Source organism: Haladaptatus sp. AB643 (assembly GCF_024136975.1).
In the GTDB taxonomy this organism is placed as follows: Archaea; Halobacteriota; Halobacteria; order Halobacteriales; family Haladaptataceae; genus Haladaptatus.
Map to the genome: position 1 here is coordinate 61,359 of NZ_JAMYJW010000009.1, position 14,079 is coordinate 75,437.

Genomic DNA, 14,079 nt, shown 5'->3' on the forward strand with positions numbered 1-14,079 from the left:
CGGTCGGAATCTATTGCGGGTTCATCCGAGCGTTCGTTCGGCGACCGTCGTGACGATGACGAACGCGACGGTGCCGAGTGCGATCCAGACCCAGTGAGCGGCCGAGACGGGAAACACGTCGAACAGGGCGTTCAGCGGCGTATAGAGCACGAGCAGTTGGAGACCGAACGACACGGCGACGGCGGCGATCAGCCACGGGTTCGAGAACGGGGATTGGTTGTATCGGGATCGGATGACCTGGATGACGACCATCTCGACGGTGACGATGAACGTGAACAGCAGGGTCTGTGCCGTGACGAGCTCACGGACGGCCGCCAATCCGTAGAAGAAGACGCCCAACCCGATGACCGTCATCGTGAGACCGATCGAGACGATGGAGAACACCATGCGACGGTCGATGACACCCTGACCGTCGTTCCGTGGGGGTCTGTCGAGGATGTTGGGCGCTTTGGGGTCGGTTCCGAGAGCGAGCGCCGGAAGGCCGTCGGTCACGATGTTGATCCAGAGCAGCATGACCGGCGTCAGGATGAGCGGATCGGCTTCGGCCGCGAACAGGTCCGGAAAGAGGAGCGTGCCGACGAAGACGCCGAAGAAGACGGTGAGGACCTCACCGGCGTTCGCGGACAACAACAGGTTCACGAACTTTCGGATGTTGTCGAAGATGGCACGCCCCTCGGCGACGGCGTCGCGGATGGTGACGAAGTTGTCGTCCAGCAACACCATGTCCGACGCCTGTTGAGCGACGTCGGTGCCACGGATGCCCATCGAGATACCGACGTCGGCGTTCCGGAGTGCCGGTGCGTCGTTGACCCCGTCTCCCGTCATGGCGACGGTGTGTCCGTTCCCCTGAAGCGCCTGAAGGATCCGGACTTTGTGCTGGGGCGATACGCGAGCGAAGACGTCGACACGCTCGACGACGTCACGCAGTTCGTCGTCGGAAAGGGCTTCGACATCCGCGCCGACCATCGCCGTCTCCGAATCGAACCCGATGTCCCGGCCGATGGCTTTCGCCGTGTCGAGGTTGTCGCCCGTCGCCATGACGACCCGTATTCCTGCGTGCTGACAGTCCTCGATAGCCTCCGGGACTTCGTCCCGAGGCGGGTCGATCATCCCTTGGAGACCGAGAAATACCATGTCCCGTTCGATATCCTCCGGGTCCGCCTCGGTGTCATCGACCGACCGAGCGGCGAAGCCGAGCACCCGGAGCGCGTTCGAAGCGAACCTCCGATTCCGCTCGAGGATTCCCTCGCGTTTCGGGTCCGTGAGTTCCCGAACTTCCCCGTCTTCGAGGAATCGATCACAGCGTTCCAGAACCACCTCCGGTGCCCCTTTCATGTAGGCGGTCGGGGTCGAATCGACATCGACGGGGTCGCCGTGCGAAAGGACGGAGAGCGATTCCCGGGCGACGACCGTCATCCGCTTTCGCTCGGAGGAGAACGGAATCTCGCGGAGACGCTCGTGACCGGGACTGACGTTCGACTTCGCGGCGGAGACCAGAAGGGCGACCTCGGTCGGGTCGCCGTAATACTCCTCGTCCGCGGAGTTCGGCGTTCGTTCGGCGTCGTTACAGTACGCCCCGCAGGACAGGAGGGGTGTGAGTTCTTCGGCGTCCGCACGTTCGCCGTCGCGTCGAAACTCGCCGTCCGTCGAGAGGCCCGTTCCGGTGACGTCGTAGGCAGTGCCGTCGAAGTACACCCGCTTGACCGTCATCTGGTTCTCGGTGAGCGTCCCTGTCTTGTCGCTCACGATGACCTCGACGGAGCCGAGGCTTTCGACCACCGGGAGTCGTCGGACCAGCGCGTCGCGGTTGAGTATCTTTCTCGACCCCAACGCCAGCGTCAACGTCACGACCGCCGGTAACCCCTCGGGGACCGCCGCGACTGCCAACGTGATTCCGGTCAGCAGTATCGAGAGCCACCCCGCGGCAGTGAACACGAATTGGGTGGCCGCGATGACGAGAATCAGCGCGACGATACCGAACCCGATCCGTTTTCCGAGTTCGTCCACTTCCTTCTGGAAGGGTGTTTCCCGCGGTTCGGCCTCCTGAATCTCGGTCGCGATGTCGCCCACTTCGGTGTCCATCCCCGTAGCCACGACGACGGCCCGCCCCCGACCTTTGATCGCGGTCGTATTCATGTACACCATGTTGTTCCGTTCGGCCAGCGGCGCGTCTGCGTCGACGGTCCCCGATTCCTTGGTGGCGGACGTGCTTTCGCCGGTGAGGGCGGCTTCGTTCGTCTCCATCGCCGTCGATTCCACGAGTCGCGCGTCCGCCGGAATCACTGACCCCTGCTCGATGACGACGATGTCGCCCGGAACGACGTCCGCGGCATCGACGGTGACGGTCTCCCCGTTTCGGAGTACGGTCGCGTTCGGCGTGGAGAGTTCCTGCAGGGATTTGATGGACATCTCGGCTCGGTAGTCCTGCACGAACCCAAAGAGACCGTTCGCCAGCAAGATGAGCAGTATCAGGGCCGCCTCCTCGTATTTGGGGGTTGTCCCCGGGAGCACCCCGACCGCGACCGAGAGGAGGGCGGCGAATATCAGCAGGTAGATGAGGAAATCCTGAAACTGGGAGAGAAACAGTCTGTATGGCGAAATCCCGGCTTCCTGCTCCAGTTCGTTCGGTCCGAACTCCGCTCGTCGGTCCGCGGCGTCATCGTCGGTCAACCCCCCCTCGTCCGAATCCAGTCGCTCGAAAACGCGGTCGCGCGGTTCGCTATACCACTCGGTCGGTCCTTCTTCCGAGAGTTCAACGGCGTTCATCGGTCACGGATGGTTGGAAACGGCGCGTTCGACTGTCGATATCCGTCGGATACAAAACATATATCACCGCACGTTTGCGGTCGTGAAAGAGCTTTGGTGGTTTTCTCGGGAGGCGATTCCTCATCCAACTGCCTGAAACTCAGTCGTCGCTCGGCACCGAAATCGGACGTTGGGTGTCGTTGCCGCCGAGCAGCGTGAGCGCGCCGATGAGAGCCGTTGCAACGACCAGTAGCACGCAGACGAGGTACTCCGTGGTGTAACTGAACTGGACGGCGAACGGGAGGGCGACGAGCGGGCCGACCGTCGAACCGAAGTCGCCGAAGACGTTGTAGACGCCCCCCAGTTTTCCCACATCGTTTTCAGGGCTGATGTCGCCCAGATACGCGAGCAGGGGAATGTTCACGGCCTCGACGCCGATACCGATGACAGCCACGCCGACGAACGTCCCGGCAAGCGTCGGAACGAAGGCGAGAAGGCCGAAACCGACGGCGAGGAAACCGAGCGACGGAATCGAGACGAACGCACGGTTCGACACGCGGTCGGACGCCGGACCGGCGACCAGCGTCGTAGCGCTGGAGAACAGCACGCTGACGGCCATCACGACGCCGCTGATCCCGGTCGCGTCGAGAAAGCCGATGTGGATGCCGACCGCCGCGGCGTACTCCACGACCGTCGAGAGGAGTACCCCGGCGAAGAGGAATCGGACGACGAAGTTCACGAGTCCGACCGAGAGGATGCGAACGTCGGAGGTGACGATGCTCGGTATCTCGCGCAGTCCGGTGTCGGTTTCGACGGCGGGTTGGAGGTCGGGTAGGACGAGGAAAGCGACGAACGCGGCGAACAACCCGGCGACGCCCGCGACGAGAAAGGCCGGGGTGAACCCGTATATGTTCGCAACGAGTCCGCCGACGACGAGTCCGGTTGGAAACCCGAGACTCTGCCCGCCGCGCAGGTAACCCGTCCACTTGCCGCGGTTTTCCGTCGTCGTGACCTTCGTCACGGTGCTGAACGCGCCGACGAAGACGAACGCCGACCCGATTCCCCACAGCACGCGCGACCCGGCGAACGTCGTGGCGCTCACGGCGGTCGCCGTCAGCGGAAGCGCGCCCGCGAGACCCTTCGTCCACGCGGCCGTCAACCCGAGGACGTAGCCGAACGGCGCGAGTCCTTGCAGGACGAACCCGACGAGCATGGGTCGTCGAGTGCCGAAGCGGTCGAGAATCGTTCCGGCGGGCGTGTTCAACAGCATTCGGGTGAATCGGTTGATGGCGAGGATGATGCCGACGGTCAGCGCCGAAAAACCGAGTAGTGTGCCGAGTCGTGGCAACGTCGGAAAGGCGACGCCGCCGCCGATGCCGCCGAAGAAGACGCCCGCGATGAGACTGAGAACGACGGTTTTCGTGTCGTGGTCGGAACTCACTCCGCGATCACCGTCACGTACGTTTCCGGGGTCGGTTCGTTTCGGGAAAACGAATCTGCAGTCATACCTAAACTGAGCCGATTGAGAGGGATAAACGGACGGTTTACGGCAGTTTCGTCGGACGGATACCGTGTGGAAAGTCCGAAGAGTCGGCGGTGTTTTCGAACACCACACCCACGGAGTCCGTCCCTGAAGAGTCCGTTATCGACCGAGAATAGGGTCTTTGAGCGCGACGACTTCCGCCATGATCGCCTCGACGTTGTCGTCATCGACGCCGTTCGTTCGAAGCGCGTTTTCGAGATGTTCGCCGACGGCATCGAAGTCGGGTTCGTCGATGTCGAGATGGTCGTGTGCCTCGCGCATGTCCGCACCCGTATACTCGACCGGACCACCGGCAACCGCACTGATGAACTGGATTTGATGTGCGCGTAGTTCTTGCATGTCCATTCCCTCGAAGTAGGGAACGAGTCGCTCGTCGGACAACACGTGGTCGTAGAAGTCCGTGACGACCGCTTCGACCGCACTGTGACCACCGATTTCCTGATACACTGATTGAGACATCGTGTCGTTACGAATGTCGGCGGGGATTTCGCATACGGTTGGTCACTACCATACACGGGTTTATTTAATTGGGCGTGAATTGATAGCAAGTGAAACGTGAACGAGGGACACGGTTCACGGTTCGTGACTCGCCTCGACGGATTCGTGGACCGCGTCCGGCCGGTTCGTGGTTCACGTTCGACGGGTTCGACGGGTTCAATGGGTTCGCCGATTATTGGACCGGTGATTCATCCGCCGACGGCGGTTTCAGGACGAAAGGATTTGGTCGAGCAGTTTCGTCTGTGCGACCGAGAGGTGTTCGAGGAACGTGGCGACCGAAATCCCGAGTTCGGTTGCGACCTCCTCGGCGGTCGCCCCTTTCGGCGATGCGAAGTACCCCATTTCGTGGGCCGTTTCGAGCGCCTCGTACTGGCGGTCGGTGAACGCTGTACGGTCCACGAACAGCAACGACCGCTCGTCGGCGGCCGCGGACCGTGTGAGCCGATTCACGGTCACGTTCCCGCAGCACGACCGCAAGTCGGTGACGACACCACGGAGCGTTTCGAGGTCGGGCGCGATGAACGAGAGGACGAGTCGGCCGGAATCCGCCCGGAGGGTCCGAACGGGACAACCGTGATCCGGCACGCGCTGACATGGACACTCGTCTTCGTGCGTGTACCGATACACCGATTTCGTCTCGTCGACGAACACTTCCTCGACCGCCGCCGGTTCCGTTCCGGCGTCGTCGGAGCGGTCGACCGTCAGTTCGCCGACGACTCCCGTCGCCGTCCGCGTGGCGTGTTGGTCCACGCGGAGGGATTCGATTTCCAACTCCTCGCTGATCGACGAGACGGGACATCCACCCGCGTCGCTCACCGCGAGTTGGACGTGAATACCGGAGGTCATATCTAAACCTATCCCCCGCCGACGGATAAATAACTCAGTACCGCCCCGCCGAACTACTGCCTTCCGTGACGCCGCGGATTTCGAATCTGGCACCGCCGCTCGTGGAACCGACCACGTCTATCTCCCACCCGTGGGTCTCGACGCACTCGGAGACGATGGTGAGTCCGTACCCCGTCCCGTCGTTTACGGTGTGGCCGTAGTCGAACACCTTGGACCGTTCGTCGAACGGAATTCCCGGTCCATCGTCCTCCACGAAGAACCCGTCGGAGAGCCTCCCGACGCGTATCTCCGTTTCGGGACCCCCGTGTTCGACTGCGTTCCGAAACAGGTTCTCGAACACCGTTTGGAGTTGGTCTTCGTCGGCCAACACTACCGGCATCGCCTCGTCGATGTGGAGGGTCGCATCGAACGTTTTGACGTGACCCCACGCCCGGTCGATGACGCTCGGAAGGGAGACGCTGCTCGGTTCGATGGTCGCCTCCGTGTTCTGCGCCATCCGCAACAGGTTGTGGATGATCCGTTCCATCCGGTCGTGTGCGCGCTTCACCTCCTCGAAATCGCTCTCCTGCCCGTTTATCTCGGCCTCTGTCAGATACATCTGTGCGATGGACAACGGGTTCCGAAGGTCGTGTGAGACGATGCTTGCGAACTGCTCCAATCGGCGTTCACGCTCCTTTCGCTTGGAGATATCGTGGAAATAGACCGAGAGACCCGTCTCCGACGGGTAGGCGTTTATCTCGATCCAGATACCGAGCCGTTCGTAGTTGAGTTCGAATGTGGTCGGCGTTTGGGTCTCCATCGCGGCGTGGAACTCCTCCCACAGGAGCGTGTCGCCGGTGTCGGTAAGCACGTCCCAGAACCGCTTTCCGAGTACTTCGTCGGCGGACTCCGACAGAATCTCCTCCGCACGGTCGTTGACGTGCGTGAACTGCCACTCGTCGTCGAGCGCGAAAAAGGCGTCCGAGACACGGCCGAGAATCTCGCTCAGTTCGGTTTCGAGTTCGCTCCGTCTGCGTTCGAGTTCGCGCTCCCGCTGTTTGAGTTCGGTGATGTCCTCGCCAGCCGAGATGATCCGTTCGAGTTCCCCGTCGGGACTGTACACGGGGGCGGCGCTGACGGACAGCCACAGCCGTTCGCCGTTCGGCTTTTCGATGGCGATTTCCTCGTCGTGCATCGGATCGCCCGTAGCGTGAACGCGCGCGGCCGGTGACTCCTCCGGAGGAAGGGGATCACCGTCCACATCGAAGAGACCCCACTCGTCGGCGTTCTCCCGTTCCGCGATCATTTCGTGTTCGGATAAGCCGAGGAGCTCCTGTGCTCGCCGGTTTGCGAGCCGTATCGTCCCGTCCGCATCCTGCACCGAGATGGCGACCGGTGACGTTTCCAACAGTCGTTCGGTCTGATTTCGCTCACGTCGGAGTTGCTCCGTTCGCTCTTTCTGTTCGGTGATGTCGTCGATGGCGTACACGACACGACCGACCTCGTCCTCGGTATCCTCGATAGGGGAGACGTTTATCGAGAGCCATCGCGGGTCGTCGCTTTCGGGACGGAACTGACAATGGAAATCGACCACGGGTTCACCGGTTTCGATCACCCGTGTGAACGGGTCGTCTTCGAGCGGAATCGGCTCGCCATCCACATCGTAGAGGTCCCACGACGTGGCCGTGTACTGCTGCAGTTCCGATTCATCGATTCCGAGACGATCGGAGATCCAGGAGTTCGACCGCAAGAAGGTCCCGTCCGACGAGATGACCGAGATACCGACCGGGACGATTTCGAGCGCCTGTTCGATCAGGTCGCGTTCCGACTGGAGACGTTGTTTCGCCTCCCGACGCTCGGTCATGTCCCGAGTGACTTTGGTGAACCCCCTGAGGCTCCCATCGTCGTTCCAAAGGGACGTGATGACGACGTTGGCCCAGAACCGCGTGCCGTCCTTCCGAACCCGATAGCCCTCGTACTCGGTACGTCCTTTCTCGACTGCGATTTCGAGGTGGTGTTCCGGAACGCCCGCCTCCTCGTCTCCCTCGGTGTAGAACTTCGAGAAGTGCTCGCCGATGACTTCGTCGGCAGTGTATCCCTTGATCTTCTCCGCACCCTTGTTCCACGTCGCGATGTACCCGTCAGGGTCGAGCATGAAAATGGCGTACTCTTGGACTTCATCGATCAACGACTGTAACTGCGTGTCCTCCTGTTCGAAGTCGGCCGGACGCCACCAGACGCGAGTTTCCGGGGAAATCTCCTTGGAGCGTACGACCCCCTGCTCCGCGAGTTCTTCGAGCATCGCCGTACCGACATCCGAACCGCATCCCGCTTCCCTCGCAAACTCTCGTGCCGAGAACGGCTCCCCCCCCATTCCCGATCCGGTCGAGGGCTTCGAGGGTTATTTTCTCGGGATTCATACACTTCCTCTCTGACGGACGAGCATAGTATTTTCCTTGCGCATCGCTCGACGGTTTCGTTAGAGTTCTTCTCGGCTACAAAACGCCGAATCGAGTGATCTGATGGCTATCTCTCGCCCAGAAATCGCTCCGCCGTATTCCGGAAGAGGTCCTCGTACACGGACGCCGGTAACTCGCGTTCGAGCAGTCCCCGGCGTTCGTCTTCGTAGGGATACGGCACGTTCGGGAAGTCCGTGCCGAACTGCACCGATTCGGCGAGTTCGACCAGCGTCTCGTCCGAAATACCGTCCGCGTCGAACCCCAACACGTCCGCCGAGCGGGGCGACAACGCCATCGTCGTGTCCAGAAAGACGTTTTCGTGGTCCCGCGCGAAGTTCAGGAATTTCCCCGTCTCGAACGTGCCCATGTGGGCCGCACACGCTCGAATTTCCGGATACGATTCGACGAACTCGGCGAACTTCTCGGCCCCGACGTGCGGGCTATCCTCGAACATCGGTGCCGTCCCCGCGTGGAACAGGATCGGTTTGTCGTACTCGGCGGCCGCCTCGAACGCCGGGTCGAGTCGGGGGTCCGCCGGGCCGCATCCCTGCACCGGACACTGGAACTTCAATCCCCTCGCACCCGCCTCGAACGCCTCGCGGACGACCGCCGCCACGTCATCGTCGCCGTGTACCGTGGCGAACGGAATCGCCATTTCGGACTCCCTCGATCGGGTCAGCACCCACTCGTTCAGTTCCCTCGCCATCCCGCGTTTGTGCGCGTACGGAAGGGCAACGTAGCGTTCGACACCCATCGAACGGAGTTTTTCCTCCATCCGCTCCCGGTCGGTCGGATGCTCGAACGACCACCCCGCTTCTTCGGTGAGTGACTTTCGTATTGCGGCCATGAGCTTCTGGGGCATGAGATGGACGTGACCGTCGATGACGTGGCCGTCGAGCGCTTCGGGAAAGGGCATGGGAGGTAGTTGTCGGGGAATCGGTTTGAAGAATTGGGTCACGGGGACGGCGAAACTGAGGAGTGTGTTTGACGTCGTGGGTTCGGTTTCGAAATCCGTTCCCCGTCCACTACGATAACGGCTTGGTAATTTTGGGTGGAGCGAGATGGTTGGTTTTGCTGTGATTGCAACTCCCGAACCACACAAGGTGACAAAGACCAACAATATCCCGCCGTTTCCCCGACCCCGTTGATGCAAAAATTGAAGGATTCGCTGCCGAATCGAGAATGTAAGAGAATGGACAACGAACAACAACTGCCGGTCGGTCACCTCGTCGCCGACGACACCGACGTCTCGATTCCGGTCGTCGAAATCCTGACGGGGCGCGGGTTCGTCACCGGAAAGTCGGGGTCCGGAAAGTCGAACACGGCGTCCGTCGTGGTCGAGCAACTGCTCGACGCTGGATACCCCGTCGCCATCATCGACGCGGACGGCGAGTACTACGGCCTGAAAGAGGAGTACGAACTCCTGCACGTCGGCGCGGACGAGGAATGTGACATCCAAGTCGGGGCCGAGCACGCCGAGAAGGTGGCGTCGCTCGCGCTCGAACAGAACGTCCCAATCATCATCGACGTCTCCGGATACCTGGACGACGACGAGGCGAACGCGCTCATCCGCGAGACGGCGCGGCACCTGTTCGCCAAGGAGAAAAAGCTCAAAAAACCGTTCCTGCTGGTGGTCGAGGAGTGCCACGAGTACATCCCGGAGGGCGGCGGCATGGGCGAGACGGGGAAGATGCTCATCAAGGTGGGCAAGCGCGGACGGAAACACGGCCTCGGCATCATGGGCATCAGCCAGCGCCCCGCCGACGTGAAAAAGGACTTCATCACGCAGGCGAACTGGCTGGTCTGGCATCGCTTGACGTGGGAGAACGACACGAAAGTCGTCAGCCGAATCGTCGGCAGCGAGTACGGGAATGAGGTACCCAACCTCGACGCCGGAGAGGGGTTCGTCCAGACGGACTGGACCGACGGCGGGATTCGCCGGGTGCAGTTCGACCGTAAACGTACGTTCGATGCAGGTGCGACGCCCGGCCTCGACGACTTCGAGCGTCCGGAACTCAAGTCCGTCAGCGACGCGCTGATGCAGGATTTGGAGGGCATCACGGAGCTTCAGGAGCAGGAACACGACCGCGTGGCCGAACTGGAGAGCCAACTGGAGCGAAAACAGGCTCAAATCGCCGAGTTGGAGAACGAACTCCAGACGGCGCGGGACGTGTCCAACGCGGCGCGGAAGATGGCGAACGCGCTCGCCCACGGCGACATCGGCGGTCCGGAGGAGTTCGAGGAGCGACTCCGCGAGAAGAACGAACGAATCCGGGAACTCGAAACCAGACTCGAAGAACTGGAAAACGAGCGAACCGAACAGCGGTCGTTTCAGGACTGGGAGGCTAACGGCGAGGACGCCGCGGAGGTCGAGGACGGCAGGGAAATCGAGGACACCAGAGAAATAGAGGACGTCGCGGAGAGCGAAGACCCACTGAACGTCGAGCGGGATGGGGCCGAGGACGAGGAACCGGCCGCCTCCGACGATGTCGAACCGTGGCCTGCACGAAACGCCGAATCGACGGACGGCATCCCGAAGGGACGGACGACGTGGGGGAACCCGAACGAGACGGGCATCGATCGAACCAGTCCGGACGACAAGGGTTCGATAGAGGCCTACCAACGCGAACTCAAGGAGCGCGGACGCGAACTCGGGAGCGCCGTTTCGAATCGATCCACCTCCGAAACGTCGTCGTTGGTGGAGTTGGCGAACACCGACGCCGTCGTGGTCCGAATCGATGCCGCGCGCCGTGATTCGCTGTGCAACGAAAATCACACCTGGGACGTCGTCGCCGCGCTCGCGAAGAGTGGGCCGATGACGGTCCACGAGATCGACGACGAGGTGGCGGCATCGATCGCGCAGATTCAGAGCCTCCTCGCGGAACTACGGAATCGCTCGCTCGTCACGCGGGACGAAGAGCGTCGATACGCACTCGATAGAAAAGAGATGGTTTCGATCATCACCGATCCGGACGAGCGGGCACATCACAGCGAACTCCACGCCCAGTGGCGCGACTAACGCCACTCCTCGTCGATCCCGGCATCACGTTCCATGTCCACGAGACCGCGTGGTTCCCACTCGTCCGCCGTATGGCACTGATAGAGGATGCCCGCGGCGACCGAGAGGAAGACGACCGTGATGAACAGTTCGGCGAAGAGGAAGACCCCGATCATCATGATTAACGATACGTTCCGCAGCGTGCTCTCTCTTTCGGCTTCATTCGTCAGATGTCGCCGAGTCGGTTCCGTCGTTCCGGTCGGCAGACTCACCGGATTCGGATTCGGCTTCGTCGCCCGATTCGTCGTCCGGTGAGTAGAGAAAACGAAATACACCGGCGACCATCAGTCCGACGCCGAGCGTCATCGCGGCGTAATCGATGGTCGATTCCTCTCCGAGATAGCCGGGGAAGAGTAGAAACGCCAACCAGCAGACGCCCAGCACTGGGAGCATGAGCGCAGTGAGGCGCTTCTTGGATATTCCGATCCCCGATTTGTCGTTCGTTTGTTGAGACACCGTGATCAGCCTGTCTCGGCATTACGGCCCGAATGCTTATATGTTTCTGTTATTTTGGATAGGTAGTAGTAGATCATTCGAGAGGACGCCGACATTACCAAAGAATCGTAAGAAATCAGATACAGATATGTTTCCGATATTTTTGTGTAAGACGGAGTCTGCGTACTCGGTTTGGGGTAGAGATGACCGTTTCAAGCGATGGCGGTGTACTCCACATTCCGAACGGTTTCCCCATCTCCTTTCTCACGATACTTTCCCGACTTGAATCACTATCTTCGTATGTTCCATCTGGGTGTGCAGTCTTCACTCGCCCACTCCACGCTCGACACGGGAGAAGAAGAGAGACAGAAAGGGAGGAGATAGACAGGAAGGAAGAAAGGAGACGATCAAAGGGACGAGAAATCGAGGGGGGATAGAGTAGACGATCAAAGGGACGAGAAATCGAGGGGGGATAGAGTAGACTGACGAGGGGGAATTCGATAGCCCGAGCACTGACGCCACGTACCGCCCCGCCGCGTACCATGCATTCGAACCGTCCAATCGGCGACCCTTGAACGTTGCTATTTCAGTTCAATGTGAGATCGATATCTTATATATCTGTGCCAATCTAGCGCACAGGAACACGCTGTCCAGCGGACGGACGTACCGTGTCGAGGTGCTTTTGCATCCAGAGTTCGAGCGTCGTAATGGCCGAAATCGGCTTCAGGTGGTCCGCGTGCCCGTCGAGGTGTTCGTGTTGGAGGGTCCGCACTCCATCGGCATCGAAAATCTCGCGGTCGGCGGCATCGTCGAGCAGGGAATCCACGAACGCGCGCATCTTCGGGTCGTTTCTGTACCAGCGACCCATCCTGCACGTATCCGGTCCCGTGGCCCGCTTTTTGAGATTGTCCGCGACGAACCCGAGCGCGTGCAGCGCGAGCGGTGACGTCGGCGGCCGATTCGTCCGATTGTAGGGGACGCGTGCGGAGGGACCACCGACGCGACGGGCGACTTCGAGTTTGAGCGGCGCGACGGCGGACGGCACCCGACCACGGGTACCGGGAATCGCCCCGATTCGATAGCGCTGGTAGGGCATCCGAGCGACGTGGTTCATGAACTCGCCGTCGGCGAACGGCACGCGCGTCCCGGCCTGACTGCGATAGAGGCGGTTCGACCGGAAATGAGAGTCGGCGAACAGTTCCCAGAGCGCATCGAGGGTCCGGTGTTCCCGCCGTGGCTGCGTGCTCCCTTCGACCACTCGACTGAGCGACTGCGTGGGCGAGACGTCCGACGAGAGGAGTGATCGCACCTGGAGAGGGGAGATCTGACCCTTCTGGGCGACCAACGCGTCAACGGATGACTTGCCGGTCAGGTACGACCGATACAGCACGTCGCCGAAGAACTCGCCCTGACTGCTCCCTTCGAACAGCACGTCGACTTCCCCCGACACGTCGTTCAGGACGGGCGGGAGGTTGACGAAGAACGACCATTGGAGCATGCCGTCCATGATGTCCACGCCGCGTTCGATGGATTCCATGAACTCGCTCGCGGAATAGTCACAGAACTGGTTGGGAACCGAAAGCGCGTCGGAGACGCGCTCGGCACCGAGGCGGTCCTCCTGCGTCGCCGAGTTGTCGTAGGTGAACGTTCGGACGGTGTCGATCTCGTCCTTCAGTGCGGCGGTGAGCGTCCTGCTGTCGAGGCCCCCGGAGAGCCAGACGCCGGTTCGGCCGTCGATGGTACCCGCGACGTTGCCGACCACTCGGCGATAGCGTTCGATCGCCTCATCGACGTAGCCCTCCTGTGGGTCGATGCCGAAATCGGGCTCCCAGTAGCGACGGGATTGGACGTTCCCGTTCTCGTATCGGAGGTACGATGCGGGTCGAAGCGACTGCACGTCGTTCACGAGCGTTTTGCGGCCGAAGACGTAGCCCATGAACAGCATGTCGCTCACCGCGCGTTCGTCCATCCGCGGCGCGTGGAGTTGGGAGATGAGGGATTTGAGTTCGCTGCCGAACAGGAATCCGTCGACGGTCGAGTAGTAACAGGGCCGCGTGCCGAGTTTGTCCGTGGCGACGATGGTGGAGGAGCGATCAGCGGCGACGAGCAGGAACGGTCCGCTGAGTTCCGGAAGGGTTCGGTCGGGATCCGCGAGCACCCGTTCGAAAATCTCGCCGTTCGAACGACCCAGTTCGTCTCGATTCGATATCACGCCGTGCAGGACGCCGACCTTCTTGCCGTCACGCCAGGTCGTCCATCCGTTCGGGTCTCGGTCGCCGTGGTGAACGAGTCCGATTCGACGGTCGCCAATCGATCGTTCCGCAGTCTCGTACCATTCCTCGTGGTCCATCGCGTCGAGCATCTCGTCGAATGCTCGATCGCTAAGAGTACCACCGGTTACGCCGGGCATGGAGGAAACGTTCACCACTGCCTATATTGTTATGAGACGCCTTCGACCGGGTTAGGCTCGATATGAAGAAAATCGAAGGGGAGCTGAAACGAATTGGGGTGGACTA

At 61.2% G+C, this 14,079-nt stretch carries 10 protein-coding genes; 1 reads left to right on the forward strand and 9 read right to left on the reverse strand.

From position 1 onward, the window contains the following. Positions 1 to 21: 21 nt before the first annotated feature. From NKF25_RS16970 to NKF25_RS16995, 6 genes are all read right to left on the reverse strand, one after another. Positions 22 to 2,766: a cation-transporting P-type ATPase gene (locus NKF25_RS16970; RefSeq protein ID WP_253227845.1), complete on the reverse strand. Its 2,745-nt coding sequence runs from the start codon at positions 2,764 to 2,766 to the stop codon at positions 22 to 24. Positions 2,767 to 2,905: 139 nt separating this feature from the next. Further along, positions 2,906 to 4,186 carry an MFS transporter gene (locus NKF25_RS16975; RefSeq protein ID WP_253227846.1) on the reverse strand — a complete coding sequence of 427 codons (1,281 nt, stop codon included), beginning with the start codon at positions 4,184 to 4,186 and terminating at the stop codon, positions 2,906 to 2,908. A 201-nt stretch (positions 4,187 to 4,387) separates the two neighbouring features. Beyond that, positions 4,388 to 4,747, reverse strand: coding sequence for a group 1 truncated hemoglobin (locus NKF25_RS16980; RefSeq protein WP_253227847.1), 360 nt, complete (start codon positions 4,745 to 4,747; stop codon positions 4,388 to 4,390). A gap of 246 nt (positions 4,748 to 4,993) precedes the next feature. Beyond that, positions 4,994 to 5,632: a helix-turn-helix domain-containing protein gene (locus NKF25_RS16985; RefSeq protein WP_253227848.1), complete on the reverse strand. Its 639-nt coding sequence runs from the start codon at positions 5,630 to 5,632 to the stop codon at positions 4,994 to 4,996. A gap of 34 nt (positions 5,633 to 5,666) precedes the next feature. Next, positions 5,667 to 7,985, reverse strand: a complete 2,319-nt coding sequence (locus NKF25_RS16990; RefSeq protein ID WP_253227849.1) for a PAS domain S-box protein — start codon at positions 7,983 to 7,985, stop codon at positions 5,667 to 5,669. Positions 7,986 to 8,137: 152 nt separating this feature from the next. Beyond that, a complete protein-coding gene (locus NKF25_RS16995) occupies positions 8,138 to 8,986 on the reverse strand; it encodes an amidohydrolase family protein (protein WP_253227850.1) in 849 nt (282 codons plus the stop codon). Positions 8,987 to 9,262: 276 nt separating this feature from the next. Here NKF25_RS16995 and NKF25_RS17000 point away from each other — a divergent pair, with 276 nt between their 5' ends. Further along, positions 9,263 to 11,089 carry a DUF87 domain-containing protein gene (locus tag NKF25_RS17000; protein ID WP_253227851.1) on the forward strand — a complete coding sequence of 609 codons (1,827 nt, stop codon included), beginning with the start codon at positions 9,263 to 9,265 and terminating at the stop codon, positions 11,087 to 11,089. On the opposite strand, the gene NKF25_RS17005 is transcribed toward NKF25_RS17000, so the two are convergent. The 3 genes from NKF25_RS17005 to NKF25_RS17015 form a co-directional block, all read right to left on the reverse strand. Beyond that, positions 11,086 to 11,247 carry a hypothetical protein gene (locus tag NKF25_RS17005; protein ID WP_190303849.1) on the reverse strand — a complete coding sequence of 54 codons (162 nt, stop codon included), beginning with the start codon at positions 11,245 to 11,247 and terminating at the stop codon, positions 11,086 to 11,088. The genes NKF25_RS17000 and NKF25_RS17005 overlap by 4 nt on opposite strands. A gap of 40 nt (positions 11,248 to 11,287) precedes the next feature. Beyond that, positions 11,288 to 11,584 carry a hypothetical protein gene (locus NKF25_RS17010; protein ID WP_253227852.1) on the reverse strand — a complete coding sequence of 99 codons (297 nt, stop codon included), beginning with the start codon at positions 11,582 to 11,584 and terminating at the stop codon, positions 11,288 to 11,290. 607 nt (positions 11,585 to 12,191) lie between these two features. Next, positions 12,192 to 13,973 carry an asparagine synthase-related protein gene (locus NKF25_RS17015; RefSeq protein WP_253227853.1) on the reverse strand — a complete coding sequence of 594 codons (1,782 nt, stop codon included), beginning with the start codon at positions 13,971 to 13,973 and terminating at the stop codon, positions 12,192 to 12,194. Positions 13,974 to 14,079: the final 106 nt, after the last annotated feature.